17 protein-coding genes are annotated in these 18,907 nt (G+C 55.7%); 9 read left to right on the top strand and 8 right to left on the bottom strand.

From position 1 onward, the window contains the following. Positions 1-139: 139 nt before the first annotated feature. From APY94_RS02665 to APY94_RS02655, 3 genes are all read left to right on the top strand, one after another. Positions 140-1,711: an ABC transporter ATP-binding protein gene (locus tag APY94_RS02665; RefSeq protein ID WP_058938172.1), complete on the top strand. Its 1,572-nt coding sequence runs from the start codon at positions 140-142 to the stop codon at positions 1,709-1,711. Between the two features lie 148 nt (positions 1,712-1,859). After that, complete coding sequence (locus APY94_RS02660; RefSeq protein ID WP_058938171.1) at positions 1,860-2,315, top strand: RNA-binding protein; 456 nt, start codon at positions 1,860-1,862, stop codon at positions 2,313-2,315. Then, positions 2,312-2,998: a Ribonuclease P protein component 3 gene (locus APY94_RS02655; protein ID WP_058938170.1), complete on the top strand. Its 687-nt coding sequence runs from the start codon at positions 2,312-2,314 to the stop codon at positions 2,996-2,998. The genes APY94_RS02660 and APY94_RS02655 overlap by 4 nt, the downstream gene beginning before the upstream one ends. A 5-nt stretch (positions 2,999-3,003) precedes the next feature. Here the strand turns inward: APY94_RS02655 and APY94_RS02650 are convergent, their stop codons facing one another. Beyond that, positions 3,004-4,329: a TrpB-like pyridoxal phosphate-dependent enzyme gene (locus tag APY94_RS02650; protein WP_058938169.1), complete on the bottom strand. Its 1,326-nt coding sequence runs from the start codon at positions 4,327-4,329 to the stop codon at positions 3,004-3,006. A gap of 251 nt (positions 4,330-4,580) precedes the next feature. Further along, entirely contained in the window at positions 4,581-5,927 is a 1,347-nt protein-coding gene (locus APY94_RS02645; protein ID WP_058938168.1) for a hypothetical protein, read from the bottom strand. 116 nt (positions 5,928-6,043) lie between these two features. On the opposite strand from APY94_RS02645, the gene APY94_RS02640 reads away from it, so the two are divergent. Further along, positions 6,044-7,045 carry a TIGR00341 family protein gene (locus APY94_RS02640; RefSeq protein WP_058938167.1) on the top strand — a complete coding sequence of 334 codons (1,002 nt, stop codon included), beginning with the start codon at positions 6,044-6,046 and terminating at the stop codon, positions 7,043-7,045. Here APY94_RS02640 and APY94_RS02635 read toward each other — a convergent pair. Further along, positions 7,042-7,488, bottom strand: coding sequence for a hypothetical protein (locus tag APY94_RS02635; protein WP_058938166.1), 447 nt, complete (start codon positions 7,486-7,488; stop codon positions 7,042-7,044). The two genes, APY94_RS02640 and APY94_RS02635, sit on opposite strands and share 4 nt — an antisense overlap. Before the next feature lie 81 nt (positions 7,489-7,569). On the opposite strand from APY94_RS02635, the gene nikR reads away from it, so the two are divergent. Both nikR and APY94_RS13595 read left to right on the top strand, forming a co-directional pair. Further along, positions 7,570-7,986, top strand: a complete 417-nt coding sequence (nikR, locus tag APY94_RS02630; protein ID WP_058938165.1) for a nickel-responsive transcriptional regulator NikR — start codon at positions 7,570-7,572, stop codon at positions 7,984-7,986. A 225-nt stretch (positions 7,987-8,211) separates the two neighbouring features. Continuing rightward, positions 8,212-8,412, top strand: coding sequence for a hypothetical protein (locus tag APY94_RS13595; protein ID WP_245610391.1), 201 nt, complete (start codon positions 8,212-8,214; stop codon positions 8,410-8,412). Here APY94_RS13595 and rqcH read toward each other — a convergent pair. Beyond that, positions 8,409-10,361, bottom strand: coding sequence for a ribosome rescue protein RqcH (gene rqcH, locus APY94_RS02620; protein ID WP_058938164.1), 1,953 nt, complete (start codon positions 10,359-10,361; stop codon positions 8,409-8,411). The genes APY94_RS13595 and rqcH overlap by 4 nt on opposite strands. A gap of 129 nt (positions 10,362-10,490) precedes the next feature. Between rqcH and APY94_RS02615 the strand changes: the two genes are divergently transcribed. Continuing rightward, a complete protein-coding gene (locus APY94_RS02615; protein WP_058938163.1) occupies positions 10,491-12,482 on the top strand; it encodes a 1,4-alpha-glucan branching protein in 1,992 nt (663 codons plus the stop codon). A gap of 65 nt (positions 12,483-12,547) precedes the next feature. Continuing rightward, on the top strand, positions 12,548-12,865 hold the full coding sequence (locus APY94_RS02610; RefSeq protein ID WP_058938162.1) for a P-II family nitrogen regulator: 318 nt from the start codon (positions 12,548-12,550) through the stop codon (positions 12,863-12,865). Between the two features lie 11 nt (positions 12,866-12,876). Here the strand turns inward: APY94_RS02610 and APY94_RS02605 are convergent, their stop codons facing one another. Together APY94_RS02605 and APY94_RS02600 are read right to left on the bottom strand one after the other, a co-directional pair. Then, on the bottom strand, positions 12,877-13,611 hold the full coding sequence (locus tag APY94_RS02605) for a hypothetical protein (RefSeq protein WP_058938161.1): 735 nt from the start codon (positions 13,609-13,611) through the stop codon (positions 12,877-12,879). A gap of 151 nt (positions 13,612-13,762) precedes the next feature. Beyond that, entirely contained in the window at positions 13,763-15,322 is a 1,560-nt protein-coding gene (locus APY94_RS02600) for a sodium-dependent transporter (protein WP_083500596.1), read from the bottom strand. A gap of 626 nt (positions 15,323-15,948) precedes the next feature. Between APY94_RS02600 and gdhA the strand changes: the two genes are divergently transcribed. After that, positions 15,949-17,208, top strand: coding sequence for a glutamate dehydrogenase (gdhA, locus tag APY94_RS02595; protein WP_058938159.1), 1,260 nt, complete (start codon positions 15,949-15,951; stop codon positions 17,206-17,208). Positions 17,209-17,262: 54 nt separating this feature from the next. On the opposite strand, the gene APY94_RS02590 is transcribed toward gdhA, so the two are convergent. Continuing rightward, positions 17,263-17,625, bottom strand: a complete 363-nt coding sequence (locus APY94_RS02590) for a potassium channel family protein (protein WP_058938158.1) — start codon at positions 17,623-17,625, stop codon at positions 17,263-17,265. Between the two features lie 4 nt (positions 17,626-17,629). Then, a complete protein-coding gene (locus APY94_RS02585; RefSeq protein ID WP_058938157.1) occupies positions 17,630-18,793 on the bottom strand; it encodes a hypothetical protein in 1,164 nt (387 codons plus the stop codon). Between the last annotated feature and the right edge of the window lie 114 nt (positions 18,794-18,907).

The following is an 18,907-nucleotide window of genomic DNA, read 5'->3' as shown; positions in this document are numbered from 1 at the left end:
TTGCCGGGGGAACTAAACATTTCTGAATGAGTATATCATGATATAAGGTTGTTAACATTAGGTTATTGTTTAGTAAGGTTTATTTATCCGCATTGGGATACTGGGATAAAAGACCCCCGCTTGCGAAGGAGGTACTGTGATGGGCGTGCTCAGGTACTCGTTCTCCAAGTACTGGGAGCTTTCCAGGACGCTGAGGAAGAGGCAGGCGCTCATCGTTCTCCTGAATTTGATTGTCTCGTACCTGAACGTCCGCTTTGCCCTGATGCTGAGGGACACGATAAACAGCCCGAACACGGGCAGGATACTAGTTCTTGGAGGTTTTCTCGTCCTGATAAACGCCCTGAGCTTCGTGGTTACCTACCTCCTCGACGTATCCAAGAGGGCAATGCAGGTGGAGATAATAGGCAGGATTTACGAGAAGATCCTCCACGCAAAGGAGGAAACATTCAGGGTGAAAACTCCCGGGGAATACCTCACCGACCTGGTTTCAAACGTCGTCTACGTCAGCTCACTCTCGGCCGCCCTTATACCCGCTCTGGTTGTGAACGCGGTGAGCTTTGGGGCCTACCTAATAGCCCTCTTTCTCCTTAGTCCAAGACTCTCCCTCGTCCTGCTTCCGTTTTTGATAGCGACCGTTCTTCTCTTCAAAAAGCAGGTCGGGGAGCTCGCCAAGGTGTCCTCTAAGGAGAGGGACAGGTTCTCAATGCTGATTGAGAGGATAAGGACGAACCTCGAAGGGAGAAAAAGCATTAAAAACACGGACTCTTTGAGCGGGGCTATGAGGAAACTGAACGAGGAGTGTACGAGATGGTACAACTCGGTCAGGGGGCTCGTGCTCGCGTCTTTGAAGTACAGGTATCTCTACCACACCCTCTACAGGCTCGTGCCCCTGATCAGCATTCTGGTCGGGCTCCTCTGGAGGATGGACACCGGTACTCTTGTGGCGTTCTACATGATGGCAGGGGAGATCATAGAGCCCCTGGTCGTAATTTTAAACGACCTCGGCCACGTTCCAGAATCCTATCCAGCCCTTAAGAGAATCGATGAGGCCCTCAACATGGAGGAGGAAAACTTTGGGGAGAGAACCATCACGCAGGTTGAGAGTATAGAACTGAGAAACGTCTCGTACGGCACCATCCTGAAGAACGTGAACCTCAAGATACTCCGCGGGGATAGCCTCGGTATCATAGGGGAGAGCGGAAGCGGCAAGACGACCCTCGCGAACGTAATCGCCTGCCACTACCTCCCGGATGAAGGGGAAGTTTTAGTTAACGGCATCCCGGCCAGGGAGTTCGGGAACCTGAGGAGAAAGATAATTCTTGTGGAAACAAACGAGTTCATATTCCCCGGCACCGTTCGGGAGAACGTAACCCTCTGGGAAGAGTTCGACGAGGGGGAGCTGAGGGAAGCAGTGAAGGTGGCGAGGGTGAACCTGCCCCTGGACGAGAAGATCGGGCCCAGTTACAGGGAAGTCTCCCTGGGAGAGCGGCAGAGGATAGCCCTGGCCAGGGCCCTGATACGCAAACCAGAGGTTCTACTCCTGGATGAAGCCCTTTCGGGAGTTGATCCAGACGTAGAGGCAGAGATAATCGAGGAAATAAAAGCCCGGGGGATAACCTTGGTCGCGATATCCCACAGGCCGTCCACAACCAAGCTCGTGGACAGGCTCGTGCTGGTGGAGAAGGGGAGGGTGAGGGAAGTGGGGGGATAAGCGCATCACGGGGTCCTGGAAAACCTCTTAAAGGGCTATGATTTTCCGTAAACATTCCCATGCCACCTTACCAGTCAAGCCATTCTCTCAGAACCACACAGTGAAATGGTTTTTAAGCCCCCTCACCAAACCCTTCCCGGTGGGAAAAATGACAAAACTTAGGGCACACCACATCAGGCTCACAACCTTCATCCAAGCAACGGAGGACGAGGACAAGGTTCTTGAGGCGATAGCGACCTTCATACCGGAGGGCATAGATGACGATGATATACTATTTGATATTGACGAGACCACTGGCTTTTTCGGCAACCCCATCAAAGTCGTCAACGTCGAAATCAAGCGGAGCAAGGCCGTTAGGCTGTTCATAGACTACTTCAAAGAGTTGCTGAGCGAGGAGGACAGGCGCTACCTCCTGGACCACCTTGATGAGAAGGTCGATGAGGAGGGAACCTTCTACGTCCGCTTCAACAAGCAGAAAGCGTATCTCGGCGAGTCGGAAATAGATGAGGGGTCGGACGTGGTGCAGGTCAGGATAAAGGTCAAGGCCTTCCCCATGAGGAAGGAAGCGGTCGTCAGAGCCGTTCGGGAGTGGCTGGAGGAATGAGCGTCGGGACGCCCCTTGAGGATGGGGAGCGGGAGGTATCCTTCTCCCGCGACCACTTCGTTGAGATGGACGTAAGGAGCGAGGAAGCCTACGAGCTGGCCAGTGAGTGGTTTGATGAGGTCGTCTTCACGAGGAAGCTCGTTCTTGATGGTCCCCCCGACTGGGGCGAGCTCAAGGATGAGCTCAGGCTCCTCCGTGAGAGGTACGAAAAGGTCGCCCTCCTGCTCGTTACAAGCAGGCCGGGTCTGATAAAGGAGGTAAAGAAGAGGAACCTCCGTGCCCTCCTCTACGTTCAGGGCGGCGATATGAGGGTGAACCGCCTTGCCATTGAGAACGGTGTTGATGCCCTCATAAGCCCCTGGTTCGGGAGAAAGGATCCGGGATTTGACCACACCCTCGCGGGAATGGCCGCCCGGAGGGGAGTCGCCATAGGGTTCTCCCTCGCGCCCCTGCTCTCTGCTGGCCCCTACGAGAGAGTTCAGATCCTCCGCTTCATGACGAAGACCTGGCAGCTGGTGGACAAATACGGTGTGCCGAGGTTCATCACGAGCTCCGCGGAGACGAGGTGGGAGGTTCGCGGACCCGGTGATCTGATGGGTCTCGGGAGAAACATAGGCATGGACGCCCCAAGGGCGAGGGCGAGCCTGAACTTCTATCCGAGGAGGCTTCTGAAAAAAGTTTGAGGGGCTCAGCCCCCAAGCGCCGGAAAGTGCTCCGGTTCGTAGTCCTCGAGTTTTCCATCGAGGTAGTCCTCGTATCCCTTGAGGTCGAGGAGTCCATGCCCGCTGAGATTGAAGAGGATGACCTCTTCCCTTTCCTCCGCTTTTGCCCTTATGGCCTGGCCTATAGCTCCTTTTACTGCGTGGGCACTCTCTGGGGCTGGGATTATTCCTTCGGTCCTCGTAAAGAGCTCCGCCGCCCGGAAAACGTCGTTCTGATGATAGGCCACCGGAGTGACTACTCCGTGGTTTATGAGGACGCTGAGCGTTGGGGCGAGGCCGTGGTAGCGCAGTCCCCCGGCGTGGATCGGGGGCACGTAGTAGGTGTGACCGAGGGTGTGCATCTTCATCTTTGGTGTGTAGCCGCCGGAATCCCCGAAGTCGTACCTGTAAACTCCCCTGGTCATTGTGGGGGCTGCCCTGGGCTCGACCGCTATGAACTTGTAGTCGGCTTTCCCTTCGAGGACCTCCTTAACGAAGGGATATGCCAAGCCGGCGAAGTTGCTTCCACCGCCAACGCAGCCGATTATAACGTCCGGCTCTTCAAACTCCCTCATCTGCTCCATGGCCTCGAGTCCTATGACGGTCTGATGCATGAGGACGTGATTCAAGACACTCCCGAGGGCGTAGCGGGCATTCCCATCGCGGAGAACGTCCTCTATGGCCTCGCTGATGGCTATTCCAAGGCCCCCTGGATGGTTGGGATCCTCCCTCAGGAATCTCCGCCCGATTTCAGTCCTTTCGCTCGGGCTTGGATAGACCTCCGCCCCGTAGAGGCGCATTATTGTCTTCCTGTAGGGCTTCTGGGCGTAGCTGGCGCGGGCCATGTAAACCCTGGCCTTGAGTCCAAGCAGCGCCCCGGCCAGGCTTAAAGCCGTTCCCCACTGTCCGGCTCCGGTTTCTGTTATAAGCTTCTCAATCCCCTGCTCCTTGGCATAGTAGGCCTGGGCCAAGGCGGTGTTTATCTTGTGGCTGCCCGTCACCGTTGCACCCTCGTACTTAAAGTAAATCCTTGCCGGAGTTCCCAGGGCTTTCTCGAGGTTTGTGGCCCTAAAGAGAGGTGTCGGCCGCCCTATCTTGGCGTAGAGCTCACGGACCTTCCTCGGAATCTCAATGTAGCGCTCGGTGCTCATCTCCTGCTTTACTAACTCCTCCGCGAAAATCCTCAGCAACTTCTCCGGTTCCATGGGCTCATCGGTTTCCGGGTCAAGCGGCGGTGCCAGGGGTTCCGGAAGGTCTGGCAGTATGTTGTACCACCTCTTTGGTATCTTGGAATCCGGCAGAACGGCTTTCATTCTAACACCTCCTCTAACGATTCAAAAATGTGTCCCAAAAACGAGGGAATAATCAGAGTAAGAACTAACCCTGAATCCTTCTGAGGCTCATCAGCCTCGCCAAAAACGAGCCCCCCTCAGTTTAAAGCCGCCAAAAGCAATCCCGCCCGAGAATCTGTGGGCTAGCGTTGGGATTCAGGGAACCTTCAGGACAGCCAAAAACAATCACTCCTGTATTGCATGGGGCATCGGAGTATGGAACGCCGCATTGTTTAAGAGCCTTTCGGTCTGGCCGTTGATGATAGGACAAAGCTGGTGTCTTCAACGCTCCCCTTAACCGCCACGGCGACGAAATACCCTCCGCGTTCAAGACAGATGGAGGTCGTTCTTCCGTCGGAAGTGTCGAGCAGGTAGCGGGCGTAGTCGCACTGTCCACGAATCCCGTACACGAGAAGGGTCACGCTGACGTTCTTCTCACCCACAGATGTCAAAAACTCCTTTCCAGCGAGGGCCCAGAGGGTGGGTTCTCTTGAGGATTTCATGGCAAAGCTCCCGTTGAGCTCCCCTATTACGGCGTTGAGCACCTCCTCAGGCGCCGGCCCTCTAGCTTCCCGGCCGTTCTTCAGCCCGCATAGAAGCTCCTTCGCGGTCCTTTCAACGTCTTCCATTTTCCCTCTCAGCACAATGATTTCTTTTTCCCGGAGGGAAACGTAGATTGATTCCCCTCCCCGCGTCCACAGAGACCACCTGCAGTCCCCGCTTTTTCTCTCCATCCGCTTGACGTATCCGGTTCCTTTGAGCTCGATTTCTATGGCTTTGTAGGTGTTCTTAACCCACTCGCCGGGCCAGTCCGAGGGCAGAAACCTTCCGACCCCGATGCCGTCCTCTGTACTCCAGTTGAAGCGGTACCTTACGAAAGTCGGCGGCTCGCTCGCGTTCCAGAGGTAATCGTCGTGCCAGCGGAGCGCAAACCCCTTGACGCCCCTGCAGGGCCCCCGTGCCGAGATAACGGCGATACCTCCCCCAAGAATCCTTGTTTCGGCCAGATATATGCATTCCTCGCCCTTAACAAACAGAGCATCGCCTATGATGTCGGAGTCGGTGACGTAGTTCTCCACGAGCCTTAGGTAGCCCCCCGATTCGACGCGTTCCGTGGCCTCGCGGTAGGCATTATTAGCTTTCCCACGTGGTTCATAGAGGGTTACAGAACGGCCGAGGAGGGGAAGTCTGACCCTTGAGGACTTCCAAGCAGCCCCGCTGACGTGGATTGTTGAGTACGCAACCGTCCCGTTGCAGGAGTAGGTAAGCTCCCCACCCCTCAGCGGCCAGGTATCTCCCCCTTTCTCCCAGCAGCCCGTAGCAAAGTAGAGGCCGAACTCGACGTTTGGGCTGGTCACGGGCGGGGGCGTCAGGATGGCCATCAAGACGAGCGAGATTATCAAAAACGGTGCCAGCCGGAGGGGCCTTTTGCTGTAGTAGTCCCTGAAAACCGCTGGAGGTATGATAACCGCGGAGATAAAGAGGAGGACTCCGAGGAAGTGGTTGAGCTGGAGAAGTATCCACGCGAGGAAAGAGAGCAACGCCGAGATGGCGATGGAGACAGCCAGTTTGCCCGCCATGTTCCTCCATAACCTCTACGTCGTAGAGGGTTATAAGGTTTACAATCGCTTCAAATTATCCTGAAGTGTTTCCACAAGGGTTATTAGTGCCGGGCCCGTAGTCCCTCCGATGGGCCATGCTCCGGCTGGAAATCTACTGCGACGAGGGTGAGGGTGAGAAGGTCAGGAATGTTCTGACCAAGTGGAGCCTTCAGTTCTACGCCGAGGAAGTGCAGAGCAACGAGCACCGGGCGCTCAAATTCACCGTTCTCGTGCCGGATTTCGTGATTAACGACGTCGTCGACGAGCTGATGAAGGCAGTTGACCTTCGGAAGGGGCATTCATCGATAACCTGGGCACCCGTCAGCGGGAAGTCCGTGAAATACGCCAACTCGGTAAAGTCTCTTAAAAAGTTCAAGCGCCACTGGACCCTGGCGGCCATAGAGGGGCTCATCGAGAACGCCAACAACCAGGCCCAAGTCGACCCGATTCAGCTCACCCTCGGTGCCGTTGCCTCGATTATAGCCCTCTTCGGCCTCATCAACGACAGCATAGTGATGATAATCTCGGCCATGCTCCTCTCGCCGATTCTCGGCCCGCTCTACGGATTCTCCCTCAACATCGTCATGGGCAAGGGCAGGGATGCCCTCGACGCGGTTTCCTCCATTCTCAAACTCCTCGGCGTTATATTCCTCTCGGCCCTTGTGGTGTCCTTGATCCTCAATCTTGCTGGCTCGATGCCGGCGGAGCCGACCCACGAGATACTGTTGAGGGGCCAGTCGGGACTGGTTTACATACTCCTCGCGATAATCCTCGGCTACGCCGGAATAGTTGCCATAGTGAGCAGAATTCCCGAGATTCTGGCGGGGGTTTCAATTGCGGCCGCACTGGTTCCTCCGACGACGGTTATCGGGATATCCCTCGCGATGGGCTGGTGGGATGTTTTTGCCGGCTCTCTTGCCCTCACCGTTGAGAACGTCCTCGGTCTTCTCAGCGGCTCTCTCCTCGGACTCTACGTCCTAAACGTCTCCCCCAGGAGCTACTACGAGAGGAGGGCTGCGAAGCTATACACGAAGAGGACGATGCTGGTGCTGGCCATCATGCTCGCCACTCTCGTCCTTGTGGAGCTCCTCAGCTAGGCCACTTCGGTCTGCTCATAGATCGGCTTTCCCTGCCGGTGCTTCACCAGGAGCCCGTAGAAGAACTCCTTGAGGTCGGGCCCCATCTCATCGTCCATGAGCAGGTCCGCCCTGCCGGGATACTCTTTCTCCGCCCTCGTTATCAGGAGGGCTATGGCTGGTGTCAGCTGCCCGAGGAGGATTTTAACGAGCTCGGGGTAGGCGTCTTCGTCTATCTCCTCGTCCGCCTCCATGCCGAGGTACACCACGAAGCCCTTCATCTGGACGGCGAGGACGAATTCGTTCTCGCTCAGCTCGAAGAAGGAGAAGTTGTAGCCCTTCGAGTCGGTCCTCGCGAGAAGGACGCCCCTGATTGAAACCGTCACGGGCTCCTCCTCGATCTCGAACACCAGGTCCTTGGCCAGCTCCCTCTGGGCTATTGCGTAGAGTTCCTCTATCGTCATGTGGCTACTTTCTCGGGCCCGAATAAAAGGGTTTCGCGTCACGTTTTTAACGATGACGTCCAAAGGAATTACGGTGGTGTCATGAAGATCACTCGCTTTGGCGTCTCCGTTCCCGACGAGCTGCTCGAAAGGTTCGACCGTATAATCGAGGAGAAGGGCTACGTGAACAGGAGCGAGGCAATAAGGGACATGATGAGGGACTTCATAGTCCGGTACGAGTGGGAACAGGGTGAGGGTGAGGTCGCCGGCACGATAACCATGCTCTACAACCACGATGAGGCAGAGGTGGTCAAGGAGCTCCTCGACCTCCAGCACGACTACCTGAGCGAGATAATCTCCAGCATTCACGTCCACATGGACGAGCACAACTGCCTGGAAGTCATCATAGTTAAGGGTAAGGCCAACAGGATAAAGGAGATAGCGGACAGGCTGCTGAGCCTCAAGGGTGTAAAGCACGGCAAGCTGGTGATGACGGGGACAGGGAAGGAGCTGGTTTAAATAGGGGCTTCTGGATGAGGATATTGAGCTTTCTGACGTCTCTGATCGTCATCCTTTCCTTTGTTCTCCCCTGGCTCAAGCCTCCCTCTGGGGAAATGATGTTCATCGCGATCTTCGATCAGGTCCTGACCACCCCCCATGGCTTTGAGGGCGTCTTCTGGTGGCTCAACCCTGCTAGCACGGGCTCGATACTAACCTTCGTGGTCTTCTTCGCGGGGCTGTTCCTTGTGCTCCTGGGCGTCTTTTTTTGGAATACTCGGTGGGAGGCTCGGTCCGGGCATTGGGCTGGTCGGGATGTTCCTCTTCACCACCGTGGCGTGGTACATGTACGGCGGGGGATTCGTGGGTATAATCGGAGATGGCTACCTTCTGGGACTCGGCGGCTTCGTGGCAGGATTTGTTCTTGGCGGAGGCAAGTACCTCTAGCCCATAACCTCGACCACATCGCCGTTCCCCGGCGGCAGGGCGGACATGACGTCCTCCTCCCTAACCTTGTAGCCCCACTTTTCGAGGATGTGTTTTATCCTCTTCACCAGCTCGCTCTTCCTGAGTGGGCCGGGGCGGATCACGATGTATCTATTCGTGTGGGCTTTTATGGCATCAACCGGGGCGCAGACGACGAAGTCCTCGCCCTCGTAGTTGATTATACCGACGGCGAGCTTGAGCGGAAGCCCGTGGAGCCAGTTCCTCTTGCCGTAGACCATGAAGGCCCCCTTGCCCAGGTACTCGCCGCTGGGTGTCTGCTTGGTGACCTGGTTCGGATGCGCCCAGTAGGCGTCTTCACTGTAAACGCCCCTGCTCCATGCCTTGCTCATCGAAACCGCGAACTGGCAGGCCTCGAAGATGGTCTTTTCTCCGGCCTTCTGGCCATCCTTGATGACGACGTGAGGGGCGCCGTAAACGTCGGCGTGGCAGTAGAGGTCGTTCCCGTCCATGTGCCTCTTTATGAGAATCTCGTTGGTGCCAGCGTCCTTACCCCCCAGAACGAGGAAGCCCTCGCTCGAAACGAACCAGCGGAACTTCTCGAACCACTTCCTCTTTCTCCTCTCTATCCTCTTAACGCTGAGTTCCTTCTTGAGCTCCTCCTCGATGAGCCTCTCTGTCTCGTCCAGCTTCCTCTTCGTGTCCTCGTAGGCCTTAAGCGCTCCCTCGTGCTTGTGCCTGAACTTCTTGGCCTTCTCGTAGTAGAGCTCGGCGTTCTCGCCTATGCTCCTGTTGAGGTACAGCCGGACCTTCTTTCCCTCAAGCTCTATCGTCACAGCCTTTTCCTTCGGGTCGGTTCCCTTCACCATGAGCGCGACCCTGTTGCCGGCCTTCTTGCCCTCCTCGATGCGCTTCTTGAACTCCTCCCAGCCGAGGGTCTCCGTGGCCTTCCTGAACTCCTCCAAAAGCCTCTCTATGAGGGCGTAGTTCGCGTAGATCAGGTCTCCTATCTCCTGGTTGGCCTTCGCCCCCTCCTCGAAGCCCTTGAGCATCTCCTCCTGCTTCCTGAGCGTCATGAGGAGCTGCCTCTTCTTGGCTTCGAGCCTCTTCGTCTGCTCAATCCTTGCCTTCTCAAGGGTTATCTTTCCAAAGTACTCGTCGAGGGCCTCGCTGAAGGTGTTAAAATAGCGCTTCTCGAACCCCTCGTAGATTCTCAGCTCTATCGGAACGACGTCGTGCATGTTTCCGTCCTTGAAGACTATGTTGGGCCTCGGTTCATCGTTGAATGTGTTCATCATCGCCTCGTAGACCCTCAGCAGGTCGTCGTCGCTCAGCTCCTTAACGGGGGTCGTCTTGTCGAAGCCCGCTCTTGTTGAAATCTCTTCCGCGTACATTCCGCCCATGTTGAGCTTCCTCGCCAGGGCGCGCACGAGCTCGAGCTCTTCATTCTCCCTCATCAGCTCGATGAACCTCTCCCGAGTTACCTCGAGCGGGTTCTCCCTGGCGGGGGGATACTGGTATTCCGCCTTCGGCATTATCCTTCTGTCCTTGTACTCCTCGTAGCGTAACGCCGCAACGATTTTGTTCTCCCCGTCCACGAGTATCACGTTTCCCCTCCGGAAGAGCTCGCCGATGAGGGTGTGGTCCCCAACGCGAATCTTCACTATCCTGTCGAAGCCGTGCTGCTCTATCGCGTCTATGAACCCGCCGCTGAGGTGCTTCCTGAGGAGCATGGTGAAGCTCGACGGCTGCTTCGGCGCCTCCTTAACGTACGTCGTCACATGGAAGCGCTTCCCAGCCTGGAGGATTAAATCCTGCCTCCCCTCCTTCGTCCTGAGCTTTATCCTAATCTCGTCGCCGTCGTGGTAACTCTTGTCAACGCGAGAGCCAACGAGGGACTGCAGTTCCCTCACGATGTAACGGATATCAACGCTGCTCATCTCTTCCTTCATCCTCTCACCCCTTCCGGATTGTCCCTTTCCCCTTTAAACCTAACCGGTGTTCGCAATTGTCCACGGGCTCAGTTCTGTTCCGGATAAGGTTAAATACTCCGAGTGCAATAACACTCCAGGTGATACAGAGTGAAAGGCTATTTCACATTCGTCCTCCACACCCACCTCCCTTACGTTCGGAAGCACGGCAAATGGCCATTCGGTGAGGAATGGCTCTATGAGGCCATGAGCGAAACTTACCTGCCTCTTCTTATGGAGTTTGAGCGCCTCCGCTCCTCCGGGGTGAGGTTCCAGCTCGTGATCAACATAACCCCAGTTCTGGCCGAGCAGCTGGCCGACGACTACATCAAGGCCGAGTTCGAGAGGTACCTAACCCGGAAGATTGAGACCACGGAGGAAGACCTGAAATCGGGCAAGTATGACGAAAGGGCCGTTAAAGCCTCCCTCGACCACTTCAGGAAGGTCTATGACTACTGGGAGGCCATAAACGGTGACATCGTAGGAAAGTTCCGCGAGTTCCAGGATGCGGGATACATCGAGGTGATAACCTCCGCGGCAACGCACGGCTACCTCCCGCTCCTCGGGAGGGACGAGGCGATAAGGGCCCAGCTTGCCAATGGCATAGCGACCTACGAGAAGCACTTCGGCAGGAGACCGATGGGGATATGGCTGCCTGAATGCGCCTACCGGCCGGCGGGGGAGTGGGAGCTGCCGGACGGGAGGAAGGTTGAGAGACATGGCATGGAGAAGTTCCTGGAGGAGTTCGGCATCGAGTACTTCTTCGTGGAGAGCAACCTGATCGATGAGGGCCCGGTGACAAAGGGCTACGGCGAGATTCCGCTCTACGAGGGGGAGAAGAGCACGCTGAGGCCGTACTGGATCAAGGGTTCTCGGGTGGCTGTTTTCGCCCGCAACAGAGAAACCGGCCACCAGGTCTGGAGCGCGCACTACGGCTATCCCGGTGACTTCTGGTACAGGGAGTTCCACAGGAAGGCCGAAAAGAGCGGCGGCCAGTACTGGCGCGTGACGGGCAAAAACGTTGACCTCGGCGAGAAAGAGTTCTACGACCCGGAGAGGGCCATGGAGCGGGTTGAGGAGCACGCCAGGCACTTCGTCTGGCTGGTGGGCGAGCTTCTCCGGGGATACGAGGAGAAGTTCGGGGAGAGGGGCATAATCGTTTCGCCCTACGACACGGAGCTCTTCGGTCACTGGTGGTTCGAGGGAGTCAAATGGCTCGGCAGGGTTCTTGAATTGATGGCGGAAGGGGGAATAGTCACCACAACGCTCTCCTCCTATCTTGACAACTACACCGGCGAGAGGTATGAGATTGAACTCCCAGAGGGTTCGTGGGGGGCCAATGCAGACCACTCGACCTGGTGGAACGAGGAGACTGAGTGGACGTGGGGACACGTCTACAGCGCCGAGGAGAGAATGGTAGCGCTGGCGAGTGCGTACTACGGGAGGGACAGAACCGCCGATAGAATCCTTGAACAGCTTGCGAGGGAGTTGCTGATACTCGAAGCTAGCGACTGGCAATTTCTCATAACGACAGGCCAGGCGAGGGAGTACGGAAAGAGGCGGATTCTGGTGCACAGCAGGGACTTCCACAGGCTGGCCAACGAGCTGGTGAGGTACGTCAAAACCGGAGACTTCGACGTTGAGTTCCTCGAGGAGCTTGAGCGGCGCGACAATCCATTCAAACCTGTGGTGGTTGCAAGCTACGTGAGCGAAAGTCCCCCTGAGGTTCAGGAATACGTTGAACCGCCCGAGGTTCCGCCCGAAAGGGGCGAAGAGCCGGTTGAACGGCCGAGGGAGGAGCTTCCGGAGAGGGCCTACGCCACAGAGGTCGTCAAGGAGATAGCAGTTAAGCCCCCCAGAAAGGTAAAGAGGCCCAGCTCGGACAAATCCAGAAAGCTCCGGACGCGGGAGAAGAGAAAACCCGGCAAGGTCGAGAGCGACCTCCTGCGGATAAAGGGCATCGGGCCAAAAACGCTGGCAAAGCTTCAGCGGGCTGGTATTCATAGCGTCGAAGACCTCAAAGGAGCTGAGATTGAGGAGCTGGCCAGAAAAACGCGCATTTCGCCTAAAAAGCTGAGGAAGTTTTTGGCCCAGATTTCCTGAATTCCCCGTTTGTTTCGTTTCGAAAGCCTTTTCTGGAGTTTTAACAAACTATCTATGTGGTTGCTATGAAAAAAGTTGAGGCGATTATTAGGGGAAATGATTTCGACCGCGTGAAGAACGCCCTCAAGCAGGTCGGCATCGTGCCCCTGACCGCTTATCCCGTGCAGGGAAGGGGCGTTCAGGGAGGCGTTCCGCCGTACGACCTCCTTCCGAAGATGAAGATCGAGATCATCGTGAAGGACAGAGATCTGGAGAAGGTGGTCGACGTCATCATCAGGAACGCGAGGAGCGGAACACCCGGCGACGGGAAGATATTCATCCTCCCTGTGGAGGACGCGATCAGGATAAGAACGGGGGAGAAGGGCAACGAAGCCCTCTACTGAGGGCTTCTTTTTCACAGGAACGCGTACCTGTTCCTGTAGAGTTCGACGAGGGAGATGGCTATCAGGTATACCTCCACCGCCGAGAGGAGGACGAGGAATATCAGATATCCCTGCGCGAAGGATACGCTCTTCCCCAGGTGCTCCGCTATGGTGCTTACCTGGTTGGGGTCGCGCAGGGCACCCAGGGAATAGACTATCGCGTTGAAACCCACAACCAGGGGAATTGGGGCCGAGGCGTAGGCCAGCAGGAGTCCGGTGTAGCCCCTCCGCTGAAGGGAGAGCATCGACAGGATTATCGGGATGGCCAGGATGAGCGCTGTTATAGCGAAGAACTGATTGAGATATGCCCCGGTCAGGATGAAGAACGACGTCATTCCAAAGATGTATTTCCGGTATGCCCTCTTCAGCTCGACGAGCTTCTTGGGGACGAAGTCGTACTCGGCCGACCTGGAATACAGGAGGATCTTGTTCACCGCTTTCAGGTAGTTCTTTTTGCCCTCCTTCTCTATGGCCTTGTCAGTGCTCATCAATTTGAGCTCCTTGGCTTTTTTGAAGAAGAACTCGGCCAGCTCCTCGTTGTCCTTCTCGACCTTGGAGGCGACCTCCCGGAAGTTCCCCGCGGCCTCCTCCAGGGATTTCTTGACTTTCGTCTTCTCCTTTTCACTTAAGCTGCCGAGCCTCTCGATCTTTTCGAGGGTTGATTCGAGAACGTCGGCCGTTTCAAGAAGTATCTTTTCGCTTTTCACCTGTACCCCCCCAAAATGAGAAAGAAAAAGGGTTTAAGACACTTCCCCTCTTTCCGCCTTGAGTAGCTTGTTGATGCTCCAGCCCATCATGGCGAATATTGCCAGCCACGCTATCAGCATGTAGATTATCCAGCTTTCCATTGCGATCACCTCAGACCCTTATGATAATCTCGTTCTTCTCGATTTCCTCGCTGTACTTGCGCTTGATGGAGTAGTAGCTCTCCACTGCACCAATGATCCACATGAAGATTATTGCCAGTCTGGCCGGCCACTCAAGGGTTGCTCCGACGAGGCTCTGGGCGGATCCTATCAGCGGTATCAGCAGGAGTATTGGGGCTATGTAGAGCAGTATCGGCTTGTACCATCCGGGAACTTTCATGTACGCTCCCTGGTGCAGCTCCTTCCAGAAGTTGTCGGGCTTGAAGAGGTACACCGCCACTATGATGTCGAAGAGCGCCAGCAGCGTCAGCTGGAAGCTGACCCATGCGTCAACCTGGTCGAGGTAGCCGCTGATGTACACCACAGGAAGGCCCGCGATGAAGTAGAGCACGAGCACTACCCAGGTTCCGACCTTTCTCTTGATGTTGAGGTCCTCCTCGAGGAGGGCGGTGAGGTAGTTGTACATGGCTATGGCTGAGGTGAAGCCCGCGAACCAGAGGAGGAGGAACCACATTGCTCCGAAGAGCTTTCCTATGTCACCCATGCTGACGAAGACGTTGGGCAGGCTGGTGTAGGAGAATCCAAGGCCGAACTTCTGGCCTATCCACGCGAGGGCCTCGTTCTTACCCTGGGCAAGAACCTCGGGCGGCACGATCTTGGGGGCGTAGGCGGTCGCCAGCGGGACGGCGAGTGAACCACCGAGGACGACCTCCGCGAACTCGTTCAGGGAAACCGTTGCGAGACCGCTGAGGGCGACGTCGTCATCAGGACCGAGGTAGCTGGCGTAGTTCTGGATGATACCCATACCGAGCGAGAGGGTGAAGAATATCTGTCCCGTGGCCGCCAGCATGACCGTCGCGAAGTGGTCCTTGAGGTACGCCCAGTTGGGGCTCCAGATGAACCTGAATCCGTCAATGGTGCTCCAGTTGGGGTCTATTGGTGAGCCGAGGACGAACACGTAGCCGACCATTATGATGGCGAAGACGTAGAGGAGCGGCATCATGACCTTAACCCAGCGCTCGATACCCTTGCTGACGCCCTGTCCGACGGCTATGGCGAGGAGGATAACGGTTATGCCCCAGAACAGCATAACCTGGGCGTGGTTGCCGAGGTAGTTGCCGAAGAACTCTCCGGTGTTCTGGCCGAAGTAGGCGCCCGTGGCGCTGAAGTAGGAGTAAGCCGCGGACCAGCCGATGAGGTGGAGGTAGTAGCTGTTCAGGAGAACAGTCAGTGAAAAGGCCAGCATTCCGCTGATAACTCCCCACCACAGTGCGCTCTTTGGTTTGACGCGCTCCCTGGCCATGAGGTAGTACGTGGGACCGAGGGTACCGTGACCATACTTTCCACCGTAGCGACCGGCGACCCATTCAATCCACATCACTGGTATTCCTAGGAAGAACAGAGCTATAAAGTACGGCACCATAAAGGCTCCGCCACCGTTCTGGGCAACCTGCGTTGGAAACCTCACGAAGTTGCCCAGACCGACGGCGTTTCCAGCCATTGCTAAAATCAAACCAATCTTAGTTGCCCATTGATCCCTCTGTTGTTCCACAATATTCACCCCCGTTCTTAAATGTCCGGATCATGAAACCCCTGTGTATGGTTTTGGGGCATTATGTATAAGGCAAGGCATTCTATAAAAAGCTTTCTAATAGTTTTTTTCGACAAAAGACGATTTACTCAAGCGTTAAACTGTGGCAGTTCCTTTCTCGTCATTTCTTTAATGTGTTGAAAAAACCTTAATTTCGGCTTTGGCATTATGGCAATTATAGTGTCCAGATACTACAGAATGACAAATTCATTTTCGGTGCATTTCCATCAAGTATTTAACCTCGTGATGCTACCCCTGGGATGGTGCCCGATGATTGGAACAAGAGTGAGCTGATGGGTGATGACCGACTTCTCGCTGAGGGCGCCGCATCCGAATCGTTCTGAGGTTTGGTGGGTTCTGTTTTGGGTTCATTGATGCAGTTTTGTGTTCTCCAATGTATAGAAAATCTTGGATGTACATCCCTCTTTTTGCCCGAAGATTTCGGGAGGGTTTTTCTTTTCGTCGAAAATTTCCGTACATAACTTTTTGTTTGAAATTAACCGTTCTTCTGCCTCCTTTATCGAAAGGTTTATATATGCAAATGCCTAAGAGTACCTCGCAAATTACCGAAACCCGAGGTGGTAAAGATGGTCGAGATTGACCCGTTTGAGATGGCCGTTCAGCAGCTCGAGAGGGCTGCCCAGTTCATGGACATAAGCGAAGAGGCCCTCGAGTGGCTCAAGAAGCCCATGAGGATTGTTGAGGTCAGCGTCCCGCTCGAGATGGACGACGGTTCTGTTAAGGTTTTCACCGGTTTCCGCGTTCAGCACAACTGGGCCCGCGGTCCGACCAAGGGTGGTATAAGGTGGCACCCGGCCGAGACCCTCAGCACCGTTAAGGCCCTCGCCACCTGGATGACCTGGAAGGTAGCGGTTGTTGATCTCCCCTACGGTGGCGGTAAGGGTGGTATCATCGTCAACCCGAAGGAGCTCAGCGAGAGGGAGAAGGAGAGGCTCGCCAGGAACTACATAAGGGCCATCTACGACGTCATCAGCCCGTACACCGACATTCCGGCTCCTGACGTTTACACCAACCCGCAGATCATGGCATGGATGATGGACGAGTACGAGGCCATCAGCAGGAGGAAGGTTCCGAGCTTCGGTATCATCACCGGTAAGCCGCCCGGAGTTGGTGGTATCGTCGCGAGGATGGACGCCACCGCCAGGGGTGCTGCCTTCACCGTCCGCGAGGCTGCCAAGGCCCTCGGCATGGACCTCAAGGACAAGACCATCGCCATCCAGGGTTACGGTAACGCCGGCTACTACATGGCCAAGATCATGAGCGAGGAGTACGGCATGAAGGTCGTCGCCGTCAGCGACAGCAGGGGCGGCATCTACAACCCGGACGGCCTCAACGCCGATGAGATCCTCGAGTGGAAGAAGAAGAACGGCTCAGTTAAGGACTTCCCGGGAGCCACCAACATCACCAACGAGGAGCTCCTCGAGCTCGAGGTCGACGTCCTCGCCCCGAGCGCCATCGAGGGTGTCATCACCAAGGACAACGCCGACAATGTCAAGGCCAAGATCGTCGCCGAGCTCGCCAACGGCCCGACCACCCCGGAGGCCGACGAGATCCTCCACGAGAAGGGCGTCCTCGTCATACCCGACTTCCTCTGTAACGCCGGTGGTGTTACCGTCAGCTACTTCGAGTGGGTCCAGAACATAACCGGCGACTACTGGGACACCGAGACCACCAGGGCCAAGCTCGACAAGAAGATGACCAAGGCCTTCTGGGACGTCTACAACACCCACAAGGACAAGAACATCAACATGCGTGACGCCGCCTACGTCGTTGCCGTCCAGAGGGTCTACGACGCCATGAAGTGGCGCGGATGGGTGAAGAAGTGATTTCTTCCCCTTTTCTCTTCGTTTCTGCCCGTCTGAAGAAATAGAGAAACGGTTCTAGAGCCTTTTGCCCCTCTCCTGATAGAGCCTCGATATCGCCTGCATCGCGGCCGCGACCATTATTCCCGTTATTATCATGCCCAGTATGGGTAGCACGAGGGCACAGAGGAGCTTTGATATCGGTGTTGTAGGGGTTATGTCCCCGTAACCGACGGTGAAGGCAGAGATGAAGGCGAAGTAAATTCCGTTGCCGATGCTCAGGGATTCCTGGAAGGAGAGCACTACCCCGAAAACCACTATCATTGTAAAGAGGCCAAGGAGAATGCTTTTCACGTAGTAGAGGACCCTCAAAAATTCGTGAAGGAAGGTGCGAAAGCCTATGAGCTCGATTTCGAGCCCGTCCTCTTTCCCGTTCTCCATTCCCTCACACCTTCGCCCAGTACTCTTTTTCTTCCACCATTGCCCTTACCATTTCATCCTCGTCCCTGAACATTGTCCTCCTCGATGGATTCTGCATGCCATAGAACTCCATGAACGGGCTTGGGCGGCGCTCGAACGGATAGTAGAGGTATATCGCCGCCAGCGTCCTGTACGCCTCGGCCATCTCGCTGATGACACCGGCAGATATTCCTTCGGCATAGTGGTACACAGCTATGGCCTTGCTCACATCAACGAGGTTGAAGTCCCTCTCGACGAGCTGGCGCCTCAGTATGTCCGTGGCCTGCTCTATATCCCCCCTGTCAAGCTCCTCTACCTGTTCGCCGTCTAGGAGGTGTTTGATTCTGATGCGCGTTATTGAGGGGTCTCTGTTGACCTGGGCGTCGTACTCGGCGACCACCCACCAGTCGTCCAGTGCCCCGGGATCGAGAACCGTGAAGTGCCCGCTCAGTTTGTCGTAGAAGTCTCTAACCCTGTGGTAGTACTCCTCCTCGTGGCCCGTCATTGGGTAGCTGAGATAGACGAGGGGCTTCTCGTCCTCATGGAACAGCAGGTCAATGAAAACTTCAGGTGGATGCCTTATGCCGAACTGGAGGACGTAGCGAACCTCCATTCCTTCCTTCTTAAGCTCGTGCACGAGAGTCTTGACGTGGTTTATGGCATCCTCGCGCCACATGACGAGGGTCGTCAGCTTTATGTTCTCGGGATTCTCGCCGAAGCGCTCGAACCACTCCGGGTCGTTGATGATGCGCCTCCTGACCGAGAGGACGTCGTCGAGGACTATTATCACGCGGTTCGGCCGCAGAAGCTTTAGATTGCTGGTCGTGAACCCGATGACGCTTCCGCTTCCCCAGCGGAAGAGGCTCGGCGTTGAAACGAGATGGAACTTTTCCCCGCTTTCGTCTATCTCCTTTCTTATTCTATTGAAAGCCTCGTCCCGTATCTCGTTCATCAAATCCTGGTGGCTTATGGCGAAGTCGAGAACGTTCTTCCTCGTTATCTTGACGCCCAGCTCCTTTCCGACCTCCCTGATGTAGTCGAAGACGTGGTAGTAGGCGTAGCTCTCCCCGTCGGCGAGCTTCAGCGCCTCGGTTATGTACTCGTCACGCCCGTTGAGAGGCGGCCCGGTTAGGAGTATTATCTCTTTCATTTCACCACCCCACTGCATCTAAAAGGCCATTTTGGACGAAACCTTTAAATACTATTCCCCTAAAGTGGCGTTGTAGGGGTTCTTCTGTTCTAAAAACATACCAGCAGGGGTGTT

It is taken from the genome of Thermococcus celericrescens (assembly GCF_001484195.1).
GTDB classification, from domain to species: domain Archaea; phylum Methanobacteriota_B; class Thermococci; order Thermococcales; family Thermococcaceae; genus Thermococcus; species Thermococcus celericrescens.
Note: the sequence above shows the minus strand (reverse complement) of the source record. Positions and strands in the feature narration are given on the sequence as shown.

Excerpts from the sequence above, each read along its gene's own strand:
- APY94_RS02665 (WP_058938172.1), top strand. The coding sequence starts at position 140 with ATGGGCGTGCTCAGGTACTCGTTCTCCAAGTACTGGGAGCTTTCCAGG.
- APY94_RS02660 (WP_058938171.1), top strand. The coding sequence starts at position 1,860 with ATGACAAAACTTAGGGCACACCACATCAGGCTCACAACCTTCATCCAA.
- APY94_RS02655 (WP_058938170.1), top strand. The coding sequence starts at position 2,312 with ATGAGCGTCGGGACGCCCCTTGAGGATGGGGAGCGGGAGGTATCCTTC.
- APY94_RS02650 (WP_058938169.1), bottom strand. The coding sequence starts at position 4,329 with ATGAAAGCCGTTCTGCCGGATTCCAAGATACCAAAGAGGTGGTACAAC.
- APY94_RS02645 (WP_058938168.1), bottom strand. The coding sequence starts at position 5,927 with ATGGCGGGCAAACTGGCTGTCTCCATCGCCATCTCGGCGTTGCTCTCT.
- APY94_RS02640 (WP_058938167.1), top strand. The coding sequence starts at position 6,044 with ATGCTCCGGCTGGAAATCTACTGCGACGAGGGTGAGGGTGAGAAGGTC.
- APY94_RS02635 (WP_058938166.1), bottom strand. The coding sequence starts at position 7,488 with ATGACGATAGAGGAACTCTACGCAATAGCCCAGAGGGAGCTGGCCAAG.
- nikR (WP_058938165.1), top strand. The coding sequence starts at position 7,570 with ATGAAGATCACTCGCTTTGGCGTCTCCGTTCCCGACGAGCTGCTCGAA.
- rqcH (WP_058938164.1), bottom strand. The coding sequence starts at position 10,361 with ATGAAGGAAGAGATGAGCAGCGTTGATATCCGTTACATCGTGAGGGAA.
- APY94_RS02610 (WP_058938162.1), top strand. The coding sequence starts at position 12,548 with ATGAAAAAAGTTGAGGCGATTATTAGGGGAAATGATTTCGACCGCGTG.
- gdhA (WP_058938159.1), top strand. The coding sequence starts at position 15,949 with ATGGTCGAGATTGACCCGTTTGAGATGGCCGTTCAGCAGCTCGAGAGG.
- APY94_RS02590 (WP_058938158.1), bottom strand. The coding sequence starts at position 17,625 with ATGGAGAACGGGAAAGAGGACGGGCTCGAAATCGAGCTCATAGGCTTT.
- APY94_RS02585 (WP_058938157.1), bottom strand. The coding sequence starts at position 18,793 with ATGAAAGAGATAATACTCCTAACCGGGCCGCCTCTCAACGGGCGTGAC.